The 19,748-nt window shown below is 56.7% G+C and carries 13 protein-coding genes; 9 read left to right on the top strand and 4 right to left on the bottom strand.

All coding sequences use genetic code 11. The features are described 5' to 3' along the window. Positions 1-8: 8 nt before the first annotated feature. Together dcd and udk are read right to left on the bottom strand one after the other, a co-directional pair. A complete protein-coding gene (gene dcd / locus AB7E14_RS02225) occupies positions 9-590 on the bottom strand; it encodes a dCTP deaminase (RefSeq protein WP_043000174.1) in 582 nt (193 codons plus the stop codon). Between the two features lie 91 nt (positions 591-681). Next, a complete protein-coding gene (gene udk / locus AB7E14_RS02220) occupies positions 682-1,323 on the bottom strand; it encodes a uridine kinase (protein WP_042318055.1) in 642 nt (213 codons plus the stop codon). Between the two features lie 326 nt (positions 1,324-1,649). On the opposite strand from udk, the gene AB7E14_RS02215 reads away from it, so the two are divergent. Then, a complete protein-coding gene (locus tag AB7E14_RS02215; protein WP_316962525.1) occupies positions 1,650-4,979 on the top strand; it encodes a diguanylate cyclase in 3,330 nt (1,109 codons plus the stop codon). On the opposite strand, the gene alkA is transcribed toward AB7E14_RS02215, so the two are convergent. Beyond that, a complete protein-coding gene (gene alkA / locus AB7E14_RS02210) occupies positions 4,947-5,816 on the bottom strand; it encodes a DNA-3-methyladenine glycosylase 2 (RefSeq protein WP_428169306.1) in 870 nt (289 codons plus the stop codon). The two genes, AB7E14_RS02215 and alkA, sit on opposite strands and share 33 nt — an antisense overlap. Positions 5,817-5,952: 136 nt before the next feature. On the opposite strand from alkA, the gene yegD reads away from it, so the two are divergent. Next, positions 5,953-7,305: a molecular chaperone gene (gene yegD / locus AB7E14_RS02205; RefSeq protein ID WP_044326955.1), complete on the top strand. Its 1,353-nt coding sequence runs from the start codon at positions 5,953-5,955 to the stop codon at positions 7,303-7,305. Positions 7,306-7,403: 98 nt separating this feature from the next. On the opposite strand, the gene AB7E14_RS02200 is transcribed toward yegD, so the two are convergent. After that, a complete protein-coding gene (locus tag AB7E14_RS02200) occupies positions 7,404-7,463 on the bottom strand; it encodes a type I toxin-antitoxin system Ibs family toxin (RefSeq protein ID WP_105887528.1) in 60 nt (19 codons plus the stop codon). A gap of 278 nt (positions 7,464-7,741) precedes the next feature. Here AB7E14_RS02200 and AB7E14_RS02195 point away from each other — a divergent pair, with 278 nt between their 5' ends. The 7 genes from AB7E14_RS02195 to yegQ form a co-directional block, all read left to right on the top strand. Beyond that, entirely contained in the window at positions 7,742-8,989 is a 1,248-nt protein-coding gene (locus AB7E14_RS02195; protein ID WP_316962524.1) for an MdtA/MuxA family multidrug efflux RND transporter periplasmic adaptor subunit, read from the top strand. Then, complete coding sequence (mdtB, locus tag AB7E14_RS02190; RefSeq protein WP_316962523.1) at positions 8,989-12,111, top strand: multidrug efflux RND transporter permease subunit MdtB; 3,123 nt, start codon at positions 8,989-8,991, stop codon at positions 12,109-12,111. Before AB7E14_RS02195 ends, mdtB begins: the two co-directional genes overlap by 1 nt. Then, entirely contained in the window at positions 12,112-15,192 is a 3,081-nt protein-coding gene (mdtC, locus tag AB7E14_RS02185; protein WP_316962522.1) for a multidrug efflux RND transporter permease subunit MdtC, read from the top strand. After that, positions 15,189-16,601: an MFS transporter gene (locus AB7E14_RS02180; RefSeq protein WP_428169305.1), complete on the top strand. Its 1,413-nt coding sequence runs from the start codon at positions 15,189-15,191 to the stop codon at positions 16,599-16,601. Before mdtC ends, AB7E14_RS02180 begins: the two co-directional genes overlap by 4 nt. Further along, entirely contained in the window at positions 16,601-18,004 is a 1,404-nt protein-coding gene (baeS, locus tag AB7E14_RS02175; protein ID WP_216081316.1) for a two-component system sensor histidine kinase BaeS, read from the top strand. The genes AB7E14_RS02180 and baeS overlap by 1 nt, the downstream gene beginning before the upstream one ends. Then, entirely contained in the window at positions 18,001-18,723 is a 723-nt protein-coding gene (baeR, locus tag AB7E14_RS02170; RefSeq protein WP_044266109.1) for a two-component system response regulator BaeR, read from the top strand. The genes baeS and baeR overlap by 4 nt, the downstream gene beginning before the upstream one ends. Positions 18,724-18,889: 166 nt before the next feature. Next, a partial coding sequence (yegQ, locus tag AB7E14_RS02165) for a tRNA 5-hydroxyuridine modification protein YegQ (RefSeq protein WP_428169304.1) occupies positions 18,890-19,748 on the top strand: 859 nt, incomplete at its 3' end.

Genomic DNA, 19,748 nt, shown 5'->3' with positions numbered 1-19,748 from the left:
GAGTAGACTCAGTCTTTATCAATCCGGCTGGCGACAGCGCCCTGCTGATCGCGATACTTCGCATCTTCACGACGGTTGTAAGGTCTAAGCGCAGGTCCCGATAGCGGCTCGAAACTCAACGCGCCGATCAGCATCCCTGGGCGCAGAGCCAGCGGCAATTTACCGGAATTATAGAATTCCAGCACGATACAGCCAGACCAGCCCGGATCGATACGGTGCGCGGTCACATGAACCATCAGACCCAGGCGCGCCAGTGAAGAGCGACCGTCCAGCCACCCTACCAGATCCGCCGGCAGGGTCACCGACTCATAGGTCACTGCCAGCGCCAGTTCGCCAGGATGCAGATAAAATGCATCCCCTTCCGCCAGGACGATCTCATCGCTCATTACGCGATCCAGCGCAGCGCTCACTTCTGCCTTCGGTCCACTTAAATCGATAAAGGCAGCGGTATGTCCACTAAATGTACGAAATTTATTGCCCAGGCGCACATCCACAGTTGCGCCATTAATGCGCTCAACGGGCGGACGCGGGTTGATCGACAAACGGCCTTCATCAAGCCAGGCTTCAATATCTCGGTCACACAGACGCATGGCACTTTCTCCTTTCGTGCATCGGGCGCTTAACGCATTGTGCATTAAGGGCAAACCAGGTTATCACTGAACGGTACACAATTCGCCGGGCTTATTCAAAGAACTGACTGATTTTCGCTTTCAGAATATCAATGGCGATGCGATTTTTCCCACCGCGCGGCACGATAATATCGGCGTATTGTTTAGACGGTTCAATAAATTGCAGGAACATCGGACGCACGGTCTTCTGATACTGCGCCATGACGGAATCCATTGAACGACCGCGTTCGTTAACATCACGCTTGATACGGCGCATCAGGCAGATATCCAGCGGGGTATCGACAAAAATAGAGAAGTTCATCTCTTCGCGTAAACGCGCGTCGGTCAGCAGCAAAATCCCTTCAAGAATGATGACTTTCTTTGGCTCAACACGAACCGTCTCTTTCATGCGGGTGTGTTCGACGTAGCTGTATACCGGTAGTTCGATCGCCGACCCCCGTTTGAGGGCCTGCAGGTGCTGAAACAGGAGGCTGTGATCCATCGCATTCGGATGGTCGTAGTTAGTTTTAACGCGTTCTTCCATCGACAGATGGCTTTGATCTTTGTAATAGCTGTCTTCGGGAATAACGCCGATATGTTCGTCACCGACTTGTTCACGCAACTCGCGATAAAGGGTACTGGCAATAAGACTCTTGCCGGAAGCCGATGCGCCAGCAATACCGATAATGACGCACTGATGGGACTGATCAGTCATAAATTTAGCGACCTGAATAACCTGGTTAGGAAGGACGACGCCGCATGGGCGTCAAACGCGGCAATTATAGGGATTTCGGGCGTGCGATACCAGTCGAGATAGCAGGGAGTGTATTTCGCACCCAACGTTTCCCTGTCGCAAATTTATTTGTTCAGATTTAGAGCAGCCCGCGGAATTAACCCGGCTTCGCAGTAATTAATCGCCATATAATGTCAAATAATGAGCAACCGGGATATAAATTGTAAATTGTTTGTACTAGCATAAACAGAGAATATCACGATGCGTCCGGGCGTTCCGCGACGTTCCGGCCACTCGGATACAGGGTAATGAGTAAACCATCCCAACATGTTTTAGTTACCTTGCCGCATCCTCTGCTGCGCTTCGTCAGTTTAGGGCTGACGGCTTTTGTTTTTACCCTTTTCTCACTGGAATTATCCCAGTTTGGCACCCAACTCGCCCCGCTCTGGTTCCCGACGTCGATCATGATGGTGGCCTTTTACCGTCACGCCGGACGGATGTGGCCCGGAATTGCGCTCGCCTGTTCGTTAGGGAGCATTGGCGCATCGCTGGTCTTGTTCCCGCCCAGCGCGCTGAATTTTACCTACACCGCGATCAACATCATTGAAGCCGTCGTCGGCGCCATGCTGTTACGTAAGCTGTTACCCTGGTACAACCCGTTACAGAATCTCAATGACTGGCTACGTCTTGCCTTCGGCAGTGCGGTTATCCCGCCGCTGTTGGGCGGTATTCTGGTGTGGATTATGTCGCCGAATGAAACGCCGTTGAAAGCGTTTCTGATTTGGGTGCTGTCGGAATCCATCGGCGCGCTGGCGCTGGTACCGTTGGGATTATTGTTCAAACCACACTACCTGTTGCGCCACCGCAACCCGCGTCTGCTCCTGGAAACATTGCTGACGCTAGTCGTCACCCTGGTTCTGAGCTGGTTCGCCATGAAGTATGTTCCATGGCCCTTTACGTTAGTGATCGTATTGCTGATGTGGAGCGCCGTGCGGTTGCCACGGATGGAAGCCTTTCTCATCTTCCTCGCTACCGTCATGATGGTATCGCTGATGATGGCGGCCGACCCGTCACTGTTGGTCACCCCTAAAGTGCATGTCATGAACAACCTGCCGTGGCTGCCGTTCTTAATGATTCTCTTACCCGCGAACATCATGACCATGGTGATGTACGCCTTTCGCGCCGAACGTAAGCACATTACGGAAAGCGAAGAACGTTTTCGCAACGCGATGGAGTATTCAGCGATCGGTATGGCGCTGGTCGGTACAGAAGGGCAATGGCTGCAGGCCAACAAAGCGTTATGCCAGTTTCTCGGCTATAACCAGGATGAGTTACGCGCGCTGACCTTTCAGCAGCTCACCTGGCCGGAAGACCTGCATAAAGATCTGGAGCAACTCACCATGCTGGTGAGCGGCGACATTAATAGCTATTCGATGGAGAAACGCTATTACACCCGTACGGGCGAGATCGTCTGGGCGCTGCTGACCGTCTCGCTGGTCCGCCATTCTGACGGCACGCCGCTTTACTTTATTGCCCAAATTGAAGATATCAACGATCTCAAACATACCGAATGGGTTAACAAACGGCTGATGGAACGCATCACGCTGGCAAACGAAGCTGGCGGCATTGGGATTTGGGAATGGGAACTGCAACCCGACGTCATCAGTTGGGATAAGCGTATGTTCGAACTGTATGAGGTTCCCGCTCATGTTAAGCCTACCTGGTCGCTCTGGTACGACTGCGTTATCCCGGAAGACCGCGAGTATGCAGAAAAGGTGGTTCGTGACTCCTTAGCCGCGCGCCAGCCTTTTAAGATGGAATTCCGCATTGCGGTGAAAGACGGCGTCCGCCATATCCGCTCGCTGGCGAATCGGGTGTTAAATAAAGATGGCGAAGTCGAACGACTGCTCGGTATCAATATGGACATGACCGAAGTGAAGCAGTTGAATGAAGCGCTGTTTCAGGAAAAAGAGCGTTTGCACATTACCCTCGACTCCATCGGGGAAGCGGTGGTGTGTATTGACGTTGATCTGAAAGTTACCTTTATGAACCCGGTCGCCGAGAAGATGAGCGGCTGGCAGCAGGAGAATGCCATTGGCGTACCGCTGTTGACGGTACTGAGCATCACCTTTGGCGATAACGGCCCGCTGATGGAGAACATCTACAGTGCTGATATGTCCCGCTCGGCCATCGAACAGGAGGTGGTTCTCCATTGTCGCAACGGCGGCAGTTACGACATTCACTACAGCATAACCCCGCTTAGCACCCTGGACGGTGGAAATATCGGTTCAGTGCTGGTAATTCAGGATGTCACCGAGTCACGTAAGATGTTGCGCCAGCTAAGCTACAGCGCCACCCACGACGCCCTCACCCACCTGACCAATCGGGCTAGTTTTGAAAACAAGCTGAAACTGCTGCTGCAAACCGTCCGCAGTGCGCATCAGCGCCACGCGCTGGTCTTTATCGATCTTGATCGCTTTAAAGCGGTAAATGACAGCGCCGGTCACGCGGCGGGCGATGCGCTGCTGCGCGAACTGGCGCAACTGATGCTCAGCATGTTGCGTTCCAGCGACGTGCTGGCGCGTCTGGGCGGTGATGAGTTCGGCCTGCTGTTGCCGGAGTGTAATATTGAAAGCGCGCGCTTTATCGCCACGCGGATCGTTAACGCCGTCAATGATTACCACTTTATGTGGGAAGGCCGCCTGCATCGCATTGGTGCCAGCGCCGGGATCACGCTCATCGACGAAAACAACTGCCAGGCGGTTGAGGTGATGTCGCAGGCAGATATCGCCTGCTATGCCTCTAAAAATGGCGGGCGCGGCCAGGTGACCGTGTATGAACCACAACAAGAGCAGGCGCATCACGAGCGCGCGATGATGTCGCTGGATGAGCAATGGCGGATGATTAAAGATAACCACTTGCTGATGGTCGCCCGCGGCGTTGCGTCACCACGCATTCCCGAAGCGCGTAATTTCTGGCTGATCTCGCTGCGACTGTGGACCAGTGAAGGAGAAGTCATGGAAGAGCAGGCCTTTCGGGCAAGCTTAGCCGATCCGGCGCTCAGCCATGCGCTGGATCGCCGCGTGCTCCATGAATTTTTCCATCATGCAGCGCCGGCGGTTGCCAGCAAAGGACTCAGCGTCGCCCTGCCGCTTTCGGTGGCGGCATTAATCAGCCCAACGCTGATTGACGAACTTCTGGCTCAACTGGAGCAGAGCACTCTGCCGGGACGCCTGCTACATCTGATTGTGCCTGCGGAAGCGCTGTTACTGAACCCACAGGAGAGCACCAAAGCAATTCAGACATTACGCCAGGCAGGGTGTCACATCATTGTGAGCCAGATTGGCCGCGATCTGCAGATCTTCAATCTGATGACCAAAAGTTTGGCGGATTACCTGCTGCTCGACAGTGAGTTGAGCGCCAGCATTCACGGCAACATGATGGATGAAATGCTGGTGTCGATCATCCAGGGCCACGCCCAGCGCCTGGGGATGAAAACCATTGCCGGGCCGGTGCAAACGCCGATCGTCATGGATACGCTGTCAGGTATTGGTATCGACCAGATTTATGGCGATATCATCGCCGAAGCGCAACCGCTGGATCTGCTACTCAACACCAGTTATTTCGCGATCAACTGACGGCTGCCATCCCTCGGTATACCAGATGTGCAATAACGCGTAGGAGCGCCAGGGTTTCCAGCGCTCCGAATAGCGACGGATCTGCGCGGGAGTCATCCCCGGGAAACGTTGTTTGATCAGATAGTCGTCAGGCAAAAACACGTCCTTCGCCTGCCAGCCGCGCAGGGCAAAATAGTTTGCCGTCCAGCGACCAATCCCCGGAAATCCCTGTAGCATTTTAATTCCCTGTTCAATATCTTCCGGCGGCTGGGTTACCAGTATTCCATCCCGGGCGGCCTGCGCCAGATGGATAAGCGCGTTGGCGCGCATCAGCGGCATGCCCAACGCTTTCAGTTCCAGCGGATCGGCTGCGGCTAGCTGTTCAGGCGTTGGGAAACAGACGTACTCCGGGCTGTCCGCTAACACGTCGCCATACCATCGTGCAACCTTCGACGTCAGCTTTGCCGCCATCGCCACGCTAACCAGTTGGCCCAGAATCGCCCGGACGCCCTGCTCAAAGGCGTCCACCGAACCGGGCAGGCGCAGTCCCGGACGCGCTGCGCCCAGTTCACCTAACGCATGGCTGATCTGCTGTGGTTTACAGCGCAAATCAAACAGTCGCTCCATTTTTTCAAGGCAGATATCCGCGACCGGCAATAGCCCTTCACTCAGCGTCACCTGAAGCGTGTTTGTCACGGTGTCAGGAACGGCGGTGATGATTCCCTTATGTTGTCCTATCGCCAGGCTCCGTGTGTAGCGTAACGCCTCGACGGTTTCCACCCCGTTGACCGCACGGGCGGCAAGGAAACCCAGAATCCATGACCAGTCATAAGGCGGTTGCCAGTTCAGGGTAAACATCATCCTCTCCTTTTTCTGCAAACCTTCAGCATAATCGCTATTCAGGCGTTGTGCTTTGCTTTCATATTCCAGTTGTCGCGACGACGACATTTCGCTAAAGTCACGCCCCTTCTTCACTGGCATGGGGATTTTCAAGGTGTTTATTGGATTTGATTACGGTACCGCTAACTGTTCTGTCGCCGTCATGCGCGACGGCAAGCCGCAACTGCTGAAAATGGAAAATGGCAGTACGCTGCTGCCTTCCATGCTTTGCGCGCCGACGCGTGAATCGGTGAGCGAATGGCTCTACCGCCATCATGATGTTCCGACACCAGACGATGAAACGCAGGCGCTGTTGCGTCGGGCCATTCGCTTCAATCGCGACGAGGACATTGACGTTCACGCCAGCAGCGTACAGTTTGGCCTGTCATCGCTTGGACACTATATTGACGACCCGGAAGAGGTGTACTTCGTTAAGTCGCCGAAATCCTTCCTCGGCGCCAGCGGACTAAAACCGCAACAGGTCGCGCTGTTCGAAGATTTAGTCTGCGCAATGATGCTGCACATTCGTCAACAGGCACAAAACCAACTCCCCGAAGCCATCACCCAGGCCGTGATCGGACGTCCCATTAACTTCCAGGGATTAGGCGGCGATGAGGCGAACAGCCAGGCGCAGGGTATTCTGGAACGAGCGGCAAAACGAGCTGGCTTTCAGGATGTCGTTTTCCAGTATGAGCCGGTGGCGGCGGGACTGGATTACGAAGCGACATTACAGGAAGAGAAACGCGTCCTGGTGGTGGATATCGGCGGGGGGACCACCGACTGTTCGTTACTGCTGATGGGGCCACAATGGCATCACCGCGCTGACCGCGAATCCAGCCTGCTGGGTCACAGCGGCTGTCGCGTTGGCGGGAACGATCTGGATATCGCGCTGGCGTTTAAACACCTGATGCCGCTGCTGGGGATGGGGGGCGAAACCGAGAAAGGGATCGCCCTACCGGTGCTGCCGTGGTGGAACGCGGTGGCGATCAACGACGTTCCGGCACAAAGCGATTTCTACAGCAGCGCCACGGGGCGTCTGCTGAACGACCTGGTACGCGATGCCCGCGAACCGGAGCAGGTGGCGCTGCTGCTGAAAGTCTGGCGTCAGCGTCTCGGTTATCGGCTGGTCCGCAGCGCCGAAGAGAGCAAAATTACGCTGTCTGCACAAGCCGAAGTTAACGCAGCGCTCCCGTTTATCCGCGACGATCTGGCCACCGTCATCAGCCAACAGGGGCTGGAGAGCGCGCTGGATCAGCCGCTTTCCCGGATACTGGAACAGGTGCAACTGGCGCTGGATAACGCCCAGGAAAAGCCAGACGTCATCTATCTGACCGGTGGCAGCGCACGCTCGCCGCTGATCAAAAAAGCGTTGGCCGCCAAACTGCCGGGTATTCCCATTGCCGGTGGCGATGACTTCGGCTCCGTCACCGCCGGTCTGGCCCGCTGGGCTGAAGTGGTATTCCGCTAAACGCCTCGCAAGCTGAACGCGGATGGATTGACATTAAGGTTCATGTGGCTTAGTTTCAGGAGTGAGGGTAAGGGAGGGTTTCCCCTCCCCCTGGTGTCTTAGTAAGCCGGTAAGCTAATGACTAAGAGTATCACCAGTATGATGACTACCTTCATCATAACCCTTTCCTTATTTTGGCCCCTTCCTCGGGAGGGGCTTTCCCGTTTCAGCGTCCTGCTGAAATCCGTGGCTTACCTCCTTTTTGTCGTGCCGCCACTGTAGCGCGCAATTTCACATGCGCCTTTTTCAGCGATGATTGCTGCGTAACGCCTCGCAAAGCGCGCCGCCATTCGGATGAATCCGTACAGGGTTTCATAATTCCTCCATTTTTCTCCCTTGATGGCTGGCTAAACTAGTATCATTCCGCGAAACGTTTCAGGATGAGAAACTCATAACGATGAAAGGCAGTCACAAATCCCGCTGGGTAATCACCATCGTGGTGGTCATCGCCGCCATCGCCGCATACGGGTTCTGGCAGAACCGGAGCGAACCGCAGAGCAGCGCGCCCGGCGCAACCGGACAAGCGAAACCCACGGCTGGCACAGGTCGTCGTGGTATGCGCTCAGGTCCACTCGCGCCAGTGCAGGCCGCGACCGCCACGGAGCAGGCCGTTCCGCGTTATCTCACCGGTCTGGGCACGATGACCGCCGCTAACACCGTCACCGTACGTAGCCGCGTGGATGGACAACTACTGGCGCTTCATTTCCAGGAGGGTCAACAGGTTAAAGCCGGTGACCTGCTGGCGGAGATCGATCCCAGCCAGTTTAAAGTGGCACTGGCACAGGCGCAGGGCGTCCTTGCGAAAGACAAAGCCACCCTCGCTAACGCGCGTCGCGATCTGGCTCGTTACCAGCAACTGGTCAAAAGCAACTTAGTCTCCCGCCAGGAGCTGGACGCCCAGCAGGCGCTGGTGAGCGAATCCGAAGGCACGATTAAGGCCGATGAGGCCAGCGTCGCCAGCGCGCAGCTACAACTTGACTGGAGCCGCATCACCGCACCGGTTGATGGTCGGGTTGGTCTGAAACAGGTAGATGTCGGCAATCAGATTTCCAGTAGTGATACCAACGGTATTGTGGTGATCACCCAGACGCATCCCATCGACCTGATTTTCACCCTACCGGAAAGCGATATCGCCACCGTCGTGCAGGCGCAAAAAAGCGGACAACCGCTGGTTGTTGAAGCCTGGGATCGCACCAATTCGAAAAAGCTCAGCGCGGGCGTATTGCTGAGTCTGGACAACCAGATCGACGTCACGACCGGGACGATCAAAGTAAAAGCTCGCTTTGATAACCAGGATGACGCGCTGTTCCCGAATCAGTTTGTGAATGCCCGGATGCTGGTCGACACGGAACAAAACGCCGTGGTGATCCCGACAGCCGCTCTACAAATGGGCAACGAAGGACACTTCGTCTGGGTGCTGAACGATGAAAACAAAGTCAGTAAGCATCTGGTCAAAACGGGCATTCAGGACAGTCAGAAGGTAGTGATCAGCGCCGGGATTTCGGCCGGTGACCGCGTCGTCACCGACGGGATTGACCGCCTGACGGAAGGGGCGAAAGTGGAAGTGGTGGAAGCGCAAGCCGCCGTCACCACCGATACAAAAGCCACCAGCCGTGAATACGGTCAGAAAGGAGCGCGCTCCTGATGCAGGTGTTACCTCCGAGCAGCACAGGCGGCCCGTCGCGTCTGTTTATTATGCGTCCTGTCGCCACCACGCTGCTGATGGTGGCGATTCTCCTCGCCGGGATCATCGGCTATCGTTTTCTGCCCGTCTCCGCGCTGCCGGAGGTGGACTATCCCACCATTCAGGTGGTGACGTTGTATCCTGGCGCCAGCCCGGATGTGATGACCTCTGCGGTCACCGCGCCGCTGGAACGGCAGTTCGGCCAGATGTCCGGGCTGAAACAGATGTCGTCGCAAAGTTCCGGCGGCGCGTCGGTGGTGACGCTCCAGTTCCAGTTGACCCTGCCGCTGGATGTGGCCGAACAGGAAGTTCAGGCGGCCATTAACGCCGCCACCAACCTGCTGCCGAGCGACCTGCCGAACCCGCCGGTCTACAGCAAGGTCAACCCTGCCGATCCGCCGATCATGACGCTGGCGGTGACCTCTACCGCCATGCCGATGACCCAGGTCGAAGACATGGTCGAAACCCGCGTGGCGCAGAAAATCTCCCAGGTCTCCGGCGTCGGGTTAGTGACGCTCTCCGGCGGTCAACGTCCGGCGGTCCGCGTGAAGCTCAATGCCCAGGCCATTGCCGCGCTGGGCCTGACCAGTGAAACCGTCCGCACGGCGATTACTGGCGCAAACGTCAACTCCGCCAAAGGTAGCCTTGATGGCCCCACCCGCGCGGTGACGCTCTCGGCGAACGATCAGATGCAGTCTGCCGACGAATATCGTCAGCTCATTATTGCTTACCAGAACGGCGCGCCGGTTCGTCTGGGCGATGTCGCGACCGTAGAACAAGGGGCGGAAAACAGCTGGCTCGGCGCATGGGCAAATAAAGAACAGGCTATTGTAATGAACGTCCAGCGCCAGCCTGGCGCGAACATCATCTCAACGGCGGACAGCATTCATCAGATGTTGCCACAGCTTAAAGAGAGCCTGCCAAAATCGGTAAACGTGACGGTACTGTCTGACCGCACGACCAACATCCGCGCCTCGGTCAGCGACACGCAGTTTGAGCTCATGCTGGCCATCGCGCTGGTCGTGATGATTATCTATCTGTTCCTGCGCAATATTCCCGCCACCATTATTCCGGGCGTCGCCGTCCCGCTGTCGCTGATCGGCACGTTTGCGGTAATGGTGTTTCTCAATTTCTCCATCAACAACCTGACGCTTATGGCGCTGACCATTGCCACCGGCTTTGTGGTGGATGATGCGATTGTGGTGATCGAAAACATTTCGCGCTATATCGAAAAAGGGGAAAAGCCGCTGACAGCCGCGCTGAAAGGAGCCGGAGAAATCGGTTTTACCATCATCTCCTTGACCTTCTCGCTGATTGCGGTCCTGATCCCGCTGCTGTTCATGGGCGATATCGTCGGACGTCTGTTCCGCGAATTTGCTGTGACGCTGGCAGTGGCGATTTTAATCTCTGCCGTTGTGTCGTTAACCCTGACGCCGATGATGTGCGCCAGAATGCTGAGCCAGGAGTCACTGCGTAAGCAAAACCGCTTCTCCCGCGCGTCGGAGAAAATGTTTGACCGGGTGATTGCCGGTTACGGACACTGGCTGGCGAAGGTGCTGAACCATCCGTGGCTGACGTTGAGCGTGGCGCTCGGCACCCTGCTGTTAAGCATCATGCTATGGGTGTTTATTCCGAAGGGCTTCTTCCCGATCCAGGATAACGGCATCATTCAGGGCACGTTGCAGGCACCGCAGTCCAGTTCCTTTACCAGTATGGCCCAGCGCCAGCGGCAGGTGTCGGACGTGATACTGAAAGATCCGGCGGTTGAGAGCCTGACCGCCTTCGTGGGCGTCGATGGCACCAACCCGTCGCTGAACAGCGCGCGTCTGCAAATCAACCTGAAACCGCTCGACGAACGTGATGACCGCGTCCAGAAAGTGATCGCCCGTTTGCAGGACGCCGTGGCGAGAGTGCCGGGCGTCGACTTGTATCTGCAACCGACGCAGGATCTGACGATTGATACACAGGTCAGCCGCACGCAATATCAGTTCACACTGCAGGCCACCTCGCTGGATGCCCTCAGCACCTGGGTGCCGCAACTAATGGAAAAACTACAGGCGTTGCCGCAGCTTTCTGACGTCAGCAGCGACTGGCAGGATCAGGGGCTGGTGGCGTATGTGAATGTCGATCGCGACAGCGCCAGTCGGCTAGGGATCAGCATGGCGGATGTCGATAACGCACTGTATAACGCTTTCGGTCAGCGCCTGATTTCCACGATCTACACTCAGGCGAATCAGTATCGCGTGGTGCTGGAACACAATACGGAAACGACGCCTGGACTGGCGGCGCTGGATTCAATCCGTCTGACCAGCAGCGACGGCGGCATGGTGCCGCTCAGCGCGATCGCTAAGGTTGAACAACGCTTTGCGCCGCTCTCGATTAACCATCTGGATCAATTCCCGGTCACCACTATCTCGTTCAACGTTCCGGACGGTTATTCGCTGGGCGATGCGGTCCAGTCGATTCTGGACAGCGAAAAAACGCTGAATCTGCCAGTGGATATCACCACTCAGTTCCAGGGTAGCACCCTCGCCTTCCAGGCGGCGCTGAGCAGCACCATCTGGCTGATTGTCGCGGCGGTGGTGGCGATGTATATCGTGCTCGGCGTGCTGTACGAAAGCTTTATTCACCCAATCACCATTCTCTCTACGCTGCCCACGGCTGGAGTCGGCGCGCTGCTGGCGCTAATGATTGCCGGTAGTGAACTCGGCGTGATCGCCATTATCGGCATTATTTTGCTGATCGGCATTGTAAAGAAGAATGCCATCATGATGATCGACTTTGCCCTTGCCGCTGAGCGCGAACAGGGGATGGCGCCGCGCGAGGCGATTTTCCAGGCCTGTCTGCTGCGTTTTCGTCCGATTCTGATGACCACGCTGGCAGCGCTGCTGGGCGCACTGCCACTGATGCTGAGCACCGGCGTGGGGGCAGAACTGCGCCGTCCGCTGGGGATCGGTATGGTGGGCGGCTTACTGGTCAGCCAGGTGCTGACGCTGTTCACCACCCCGGTTATCTATCTGCTGTTTGACCGCCTGTCACTGTATATGAAAAACCGCTTCTCTCACCGGGAAGAGGAGGCGTAAATGAAGTTTTTCGCTCTCTTCATTTACCGCCCGGTGGCGACGATTTTAATTTCTCTCGCCATCACGCTCTGCGGCGTGCTGGGATTTCGACTGTTGCCTGTCGCCCCGCTGCCGCAGGTTGATTTTCCGGTGATTATGGTCAGCGCCTCGCTGCCGGGAGCCTCGCCGGAGACCATGGCGTCATCCGTCGCAACGCCGCTGGAGCGCTCACTGGGGCGCATTGCCGGCGTCAGTGAGATGACTTCAAGCAGCTCCCTCGGCAGCACGCGCATCATTTTACAATTTAACTTCGATCGCGATATCAACGGCGCGGCGCGAGATGTGCAGGCAGCGATAAATGCGGCGCAAAGTCTGCTGCCAAGTGGCATGCCGAGCCGCCCAACTTACCGCAAAGCCAATCCGTCCGACGCGCCGATCATGATTCTGACGCTAACCTCGGAGACATACTCACAAGGTGAGCTCTACGACTTCGCCTCAACCCAACTGGCGCAGACCATCGCGCAAATCGACGGTGTCGGCGACGTCGACGTAGGCGGCAGCTCGCTGCCCGCCGTGCGCGTCGGGTTGAATCCGCAGGCGCTGTTTAATCAGGGCGTCTCGCTGGATGAGGTACGCACCGCTATCAGCAACGCCAACGTGCGCAAACCGCAAGGGGCGCTGGAAGATACCACGCATCGCTGGCAGATCCAGACCAATGACGAACTCAAAACGGCGGCGGAATATCAGCCACTGGTGATTCACTACAATAATGGCGGCGCCGTACGGTTGGGTGATGTCGCCACGGTGACGGACTCGGTACAGGATGTCCGCAACGCCGGGATGACCAACGCCAAGCCGGCGATTTTGCTGATGATCCGTAAACTGCCGGAAGCCAACATTATCCAGACGGTCGACAGCATTCGGGCCAGACTCCCGGAGTTGCAGTCCACCATCCCGGCGTCGATTGATATGCAAATCGCGCAGGATCGCTCGCCGACCATCCGCGCCTCGCTGGAGGAAGTTGAGCAGACGCTGGTCATTTCCGTGGCGCTGGTCATTCTGGTGGTCTTTCTGTTCCTGCGATCCGGACGCGCCACGCTGATCCCCGCCGTGGCGGTTCCGGTTTCGTTAATTGGCACCTTTGCCGCGATGTATCTGTGCGGATTCAGTCTCAATAACCTGTCGCTGATGGCGCTGACCATCGCCACCGGCTTTGTGGTCGATGACGCCATCGTGGTGCTGGAAAATATCTCGCGCCACCTGGAAGCCGGAATGAAACCTTTGCAGGCCGCGCTTCAGGGCACGCGTGAAGTGGGCTTTACTGTGCTGTCCATGAGCCTGTCACTGGTCGCCGTGTTCCTGCCGCTGCTGCTGATGGGCGGGTTGCCGGGACGATTACTGCGTGAATTTGCCGTCACGCTGTCGGTGGCGATTGGTATCTCGCTGCTGGTGTCGCTCACGCTCACCCCGATGATGTGCGGCTGGATGCTAAAATCCAGCCAGCCACGGGAGCAGAAGCGGCTGCGCGGATTTGGCCGCATGCTGGTTGCGCTGCAACAGGGCTACGGTAAGTCGCTGAAATGGGTGCTCAACCATACGCGACTGGTCGGCGTGGTGCTGCTCGGCACTATTGCGTTGAATATCTGGCTCTACATTTCGATTCCGAAAACCTTCTTCCCGGAACAGGACACCGGCGTACTGATGGGCGGGATTCAGGCTGACCAGAGCATCTCGTTTCAGGCGATGCGCGGTAAGCTTCAGGACTTTATGAAGATTATTCGCGATGATCCGGCAGTGGATAATGTCACCGGATTTACCGGCGGCTCGCGAGTCAACAGCGGGATGATGTTTATCACCCTTAAGTCCCGCGATGAACGCCGGGAGACCGCGCAGCAGGTGATCGACCGTCTGCGGGTGAAACTGGCAAAAGAGCCCGGTGCCAATCTGTTCCTGATGGCGGTGCAGGATATTCGTGTCGGCGGACGCCAGTCCAATGCCAGTTATCAGTACACCTTGCTGTCAGACGATCTGGCGGCGCTGCGCGAATGGGAACCGAAGATTCGTAAAGCCTTAGCCGCCCTGCCCCAACTGGCGGACGTCAACTCTGATCAACAGGATAACGGCGCGGAGATGAATCTTACCTACGATCGTGAAACCATGGCGCGGCTGGGTATTGACGTGCAGGCGGCAAACAGCCTGTTAAACAACGCTTTTGGTCAGCGGCAGATCTCCACCATCTATCAGCCGATGAACCAATATAAAGTGGTGATGGAAGTCGACCCGCGTTACACCCAGGACATCAGCGCGCTGGAGAAAATGTACGTCATTAACAGTGATGGTAAGGCGATTCCGCTCTCCTGGTTTGCCAAATGGCAACCGGCGAACGCGCCATTGTCGGTGAATCATCAGGGGCTGTCGGCAGCGTCCACCGTCTCTTTCAACCTGCCTACGGGCTCCTCGTTGTCAGAAGCCAGTGACGCCATTAATCGGGCGATGACCCAACTGGGCGTGCCGTCTACCGTGCGCGGCAGTTTTGCCGGGACCGCGCAGGTCTTCCAGGAAACCATGAATTCCCAGGTGATCCTGATTATTGCCGCGATCGCCACGGTCTATATTGTGCTTGGCATGCTGTATGAAAGTTATGTCCACCCGCTAACCATCCTCTCCACGCTTCCCTCCGCGGGGGTGGGCGCGCTCTTAGCGCTGGAGATTTTCGATGCCCCGTTCAGCCTCATCGCCCTGATAGGGATCATGCTCTTAATTGGCATCGTGAAGAAAAACGCCATCATGATGGTCGATTTTGCGCTGGAGGCGCAAAGGCATGGCAACCTCACGCCAGAACAGGCGATTTTCCAGGCTTGTCTGCTGCGTTTTCGCCCGATTATGATGACCACGTTGGCCGCGCTGTTTGGCGCGCTGCCGCTGGTGCTTTCCGGCGGTGACGGTTCTGAACTGCGTCAGCCGCTGGGGATTACCATTGTCGGCGGTCTGGTGATGAGCCAGTTGTTAACGCTCTATACCACTCCGGTGGTGTACCTCTTCTTCGACCGTCTGCGGCTGCGTTTTTCGCGTAAACACCGTAAACCGATAACAGAGACATGACAGAATTTCCCAACAGCACCCGCTGGCAACTGTGGATTGTGGCATTCGGCTTCTTTATGCAGTCGCTGGATACCACCATCGTCAATACCGCGCTTCCCTCGATGGCAAAAAGCCTCGGGGAAAGCCCGCTGCATATGCACATGGTCGTGGTTTCGTATGTGCTGACCGTAGCGGTCATGCTGCCTGCCAGCGGGTGGCTGGCAGACAAAATCGGTGTGCGGAATATTTTCTTTACCGCCATTGTGCTGTTTACCCTGGGCTCGCTGTTTTGTGCCGGTTCCGGCACGCTCAATGAACTGGTCATGGCGCGGGTGTTACAGGGCGTTGGCGGTGCCATGATGGTACCGGTCGGCCGGCTGACGGTGATGAAGATTGTCCCGCGCGAACAGTACATGGCGGCGATGACGTTTGTCACGCTGCCAGGTCAGATAGGCCCGTTGCTGGGCCCGGCGCTGGGCGGGATCCTCGTGGAATATGCCTCCTGGCACTGGATTTTCCTGATTAATCTGCCGGTCGGTATTGTCGGCGCGATCGCCACGCTGCTGCTGATGCCCAACTACACCATGCAAACCCGACGCTTTGATCTCTCGGGTTTTCTGCTACTGGCGACGGGGATGGCGGTTCTGACCATCGCGCTGGACGGCAGCAAAGGGATGGGGATGTCGTCGTTCGCGCTCGGCGCGCTGGTAGTGGGCGGCGTGGCTGCCATTTTGCTCTACCTGAAACACGCCAAAGCTAACCCGCGAGCGCTGTTCAGTCTCCACCTGTTCCGCACGCCAACCTTCTCGCTGGGGCTGTTCGGCAGCTTTGCCGGACGCATCGGCAGCGGCATGTTGCCTTTCATGACGCCGGTCTTTTTGCAGATTGGTCTCGGCTTTTCCCCGTTTCACGCCGGGCTGATGATGATCCCGATGGTACTGGGTAGCATGGGCATGAAACGCATTGTTGTACAGGTGGTTAACCGCTTTGGTTACCGTCGGGTGCTGGTCGCCACGACGCTTGGGTTGTCGGTGGTAACCCTGCTGTTTATGTCCACTGCGCTGCTGGGCTGGTATTACGTGCTGCCGCTGGTGCTGTTTGTTCAGGGCATGGTCAATTCGACGCGTTTCTCCTCCATGAACACCCTGACCCTGAAAGATCTGCCGGATGAGTTGGCCAGCAGCGGGAACAGCCTGCTGTCGATGATTATGCAACTTTCAATGAGTATCGGCGTCACCGTTGCCGGTCTGCTGCTAGGGATGTTCGGACAACAACAGTTTACGGTGGATAGCGGAACGTCGCATACCGTCTTTATGTACACCTGGCTGTGCATGGCTTTTATCATTGCGTTGCCCGCCGTGATCTTTGCCCGCGTCCCAAACGATACCCATAAAAATGTCGTCATTGCGCGACGCAAAAGGAGAACCTGATGAAGCTCTGGCGACCCGGCATTACCGGCAAACTGTTTCTGGCGATTTTCGCCACCTGCATTGTGTTGTTGATCAGTATGCATTGGGCGGTACGCATCAGCTTCGAGCGAGGGTTCATTGACTACATCAAAAACGGCAACGAGCAGCGTCTGACCATGCTCAGCGATGCGTTAGGTGAACAGTACCAACAGCACGGCAGCTGGCGCTTTTTGCGCAATAATGACCGCTTTGTGTTTCAGATCCTCCGCTCCTTTGAACATGACAAAGACGATGATAAACAAGGCCCTGGTATGCCGCCACACGGCTGGCGCACGCAGTTCTGGGTGGTGGACCAGGATGCGCATGTCATGGTTGGCCCGCGCGGCCCGGTTCCCGCAGACGGTACGCGGCGGCCCATTCTGGTTAACGGTCAGGAGGTCGGCGCCGTCATTGCCTCCCCTGTTGAACGTCTGACGCGTAACACCGACATTAATTTCGATAAACAGCAGCGGCGCACCAGTTGGCTGATTGTGGCGCTCTCAACCCTGCTGGCGGCGCTGGCGACCTTTCCACTCGCGCGCGGACTGCTGGCCCCGGTCAAACGGCTGGTCGAAGGCACGCACAAACTGGCGGCGGGGGATTTCACCACCCGTGTTGCCGCCACCAGCGCCGATGAGCTGGGCAAACTGGCGCAGGACTTTAACCAGCTCGCCAGTACCCTGGAAAAGAATCAGCAGATGCGTCGCGATTTTATGGCCGATATCTCGCATGAGCTGCGCACACCGCTGGCAGTCCTGCGCGGTGAACTGGAAGCGATTCAGGACGGTGTACGAAAATTCACGCCGGAATCGGTGGCCTCGTTACAGGCGGAAGTGGGGACACTGACCAAACTGGTCGACGATCTGCACCAGCTTTCGATGTCTGACGAAGGCGCGCTGGCCTACCAAAAAAATACCGTCGACGTGATCCCACTGCTGGAAGTGGCGGGCGGCGCATTCCGCGAACGTTTTGCCAGCCGGGGTCTGACGCTACAGTTTTCCCTGCCCGATAGCGTTACCGTGTTCGGCGATCGCGATCGCCTGATGCAGTTATTCAACAACCTGTTAGAAAACAGCCTTCGTTACACCGACTGCGGCGGCAGCTTACGTATCAGCGCAGAGCAGCGCGACAAGCGAGTTCTCATCACCTTCGCCGACTCCGCGCCGGGCGTCAGTGACGATCAGCTACAAAAACTGTTCGAGCGATTCTACCGCACCGAAGGTTCACGTAACCGCGCCAGCGGAGGGTCCGGACTGGGTCTGGCGATCTGCGTCAACATCGTCGAGGCCCACAATGGCCGCATCCACGCTGCCCATTCGCCTTTTGGCGGGGTAAGCATTACAGTAGAATTACCGCTGGAACGCGATTTACAGAGAGACGTATGACTGAGTTACCCATTGATGAAAACACGCCACGCATCCTGATTGTGGAAGATGAACCCAAGCTGGGACAGTTACTTATCGACTATCTGCGCGCCGCGAGCTATGCCCCGACGCTGATTAGCCATGGCGATCAGGTACTGCCTTATGTGCGCCAGACGCCGCCGGATTTAATCCTGCTGGATCTGATGCTGCCGGGTACTGATGGCCTGACCCTGTGTCGCGAAATCCGTCGTTTCTCCGAGGTGCCAATCGTGATGGTCACCGCCAAAATTGAGGAGATCGACCGCCTGCTGGGACTGGAAATTGGTGCGGATGATTACATCTGCAAACCCTACAGTCCGCGCGAAGTGGTCGCCCGCGTGAAGACCATTCTGCGCCGCTGTAAGCCGCAGCGTGAATTACAGCAACTGGACGCCGAAAGCCCGCTGATCGTCGATGAAAGCCGTTTCCAGGCCTCCTGGCGCAATAAAATGCTCGACCTGACGCCTGCGGAGTTCCGCCTGCTGAAAACGCTGTCTCACGAACCAGGGAAAGTGTTTTCCCGTGAGCAGTTGCTGAATCATCTCTATGATGATTATCGCGTGGTGACCGACCGCACCATCGACAGCCATATCAAAAACCTGCGTCGCAAGCTGGAAGCGCTTGACGAAGAGCAGTCGTTTATCCGTGCAGTGTATGGCGTCGGCTATCGCTGGGAAGCGGATGCCTGCCGGATTGTCTGACACGGTAGCGCAAATAGTGGCCCGATAACGCCGCGTTATCGGACCCGGCGTTTTCCTTTACCTCGTTTACCCGCAGCGCTACAATGCCCGCCCTTAACGTGAGGACTCTCCTCTAGCCGCTTCATCAGGTGAAGCGGATCTGACCTGTCATCAGAACGAGAACATTATGTTTAAACCGGAACTCCTTTCCCCGGCGGGAACGCTGAAAAATATGCGTTACGCTTTCGCCTATGGCGCAGATGCCGTCTATGCGGGCCAGCCGCGCTACTCGCTGCGCGTGCGCAATAACGAATTCAACCACGAGAATCTGCAGCGCGGCATTAATGAAGCCCATGAGCTGGGGAAAAAATTCTATGTGGTGGTCAACATCGCCCCGCACAATGCGAAGCTGAAAACCTTTATCCGCGATTTGAAGCCAGTGGTGGAAATGGGTCCGGATGCCCTGATCATGTCCGATCCGGGTCTTATCATGCTGGTACGTGAGAATTTCCCGGAAATGCCGATTCACCTCTCGGTCCAGGCCAACGCCGTGAACTGGGCGACGGTAAAATTCTGGCAATCGATGGGGCTGACCCGTGTGATTCTGTCGCGCGAACTGTCGCTGGAAGAGATTGAAGAGATCCGCAACCAGGTACCGGAGATGGAGATTGAGATCTTCGTTCACGGCGCACTGTGCATGGCCTATTCTGGTCGCTGCCTGCTTTCCGGTTACATCAATAAGCGCGACCCGAACCAGGGCACCTGTACCAACGCCTGCCGCTGGGAATATAACGTACAGGAAGGCAAAGAAGATGTGGTCGGTAATATCGTCCACAAATACGAGCCGATCCCGGTACAAAACGTGGAGCCGACGCTGGGTATCGGTGCGCCAACCGATAAAGTGTTTATGATTGAAGAGGCCCAGCGCCCGGGCGAATACATGACCGCGTTCGAAGACGAGCACGGCACTTACATCATGAACTCGAAAGATCTGCGTGCCATCGCCCACGTTGAGCGCCTGACGCAGATGGGCGTGCACTCGCTGA

Origin of the sequence: Citrobacter sp. (assembly GCF_050252275.1) — a bacterium.
Taxonomy (GTDB): domain Bacteria; phylum Pseudomonadota; class Gammaproteobacteria; order Enterobacterales; family Enterobacteriaceae; genus Citrobacter_A; species Citrobacter_A amalonaticus.
The sequence above is the reverse complement of the archived record's forward strand: the minus strand, read 5'-3'. Positions and strand labels throughout refer to the sequence as shown.

What these genes read in the sequence shown, in the direction of transcription:
- baeR (WP_044266109.1), top strand. Translation starts at nt 18,001, where the DNA reads ATGACTGAGTTACCCATTGATGAAAACACGCCACGCATCCTGATTGTG.
- baeS (WP_216081316.1), top strand. Translation starts at nt 16,601, where the DNA reads ATGAAGCTCTGGCGACCCGGCATTACCGGCAAACTGTTTCTGGCGATT.
- AB7E14_RS02215 (WP_316962525.1), top strand. Translation starts at nt 1,650, where the DNA reads ATGAGTAAACCATCCCAACATGTTTTAGTTACCTTGCCGCATCCTCTG.
- dcd (WP_043000174.1), bottom strand. Translation starts at nt 590, where the DNA reads ATGCGTCTGTGTGACCGAGATATTGAAGCCTGGCTTGATGAAGGCCGT.
- AB7E14_RS02195 (WP_316962524.1), top strand. Translation starts at nt 7,742, where the DNA reads ATGAAAGGCAGTCACAAATCCCGCTGGGTAATCACCATCGTGGTGGTC.
- mdtB (WP_316962523.1), top strand. Translation starts at nt 8,989, where the DNA reads ATGCAGGTGTTACCTCCGAGCAGCACAGGCGGCCCGTCGCGTCTGTTT.
- AB7E14_RS02180 (WP_428169305.1), top strand. Translation starts at nt 15,189, where the DNA reads ATGACAGAATTTCCCAACAGCACCCGCTGGCAACTGTGGATTGTGGCA.
- udk (WP_042318055.1), bottom strand. Translation starts at nt 1,323, where the DNA reads ATGACTGATCAGTCCCATCAGTGCGTCATTATCGGTATTGCTGGCGCA.
- alkA (WP_428169306.1), bottom strand. Translation starts at nt 5,816, where the DNA reads ATGTTTACCCTGAACTGGCAACCGCCTTATGACTGGTCATGGATTCTG.
- mdtC (WP_316962522.1), top strand. Translation starts at nt 12,112, where the DNA reads ATGAAGTTTTTCGCTCTCTTCATTTACCGCCCGGTGGCGACGATTTTA.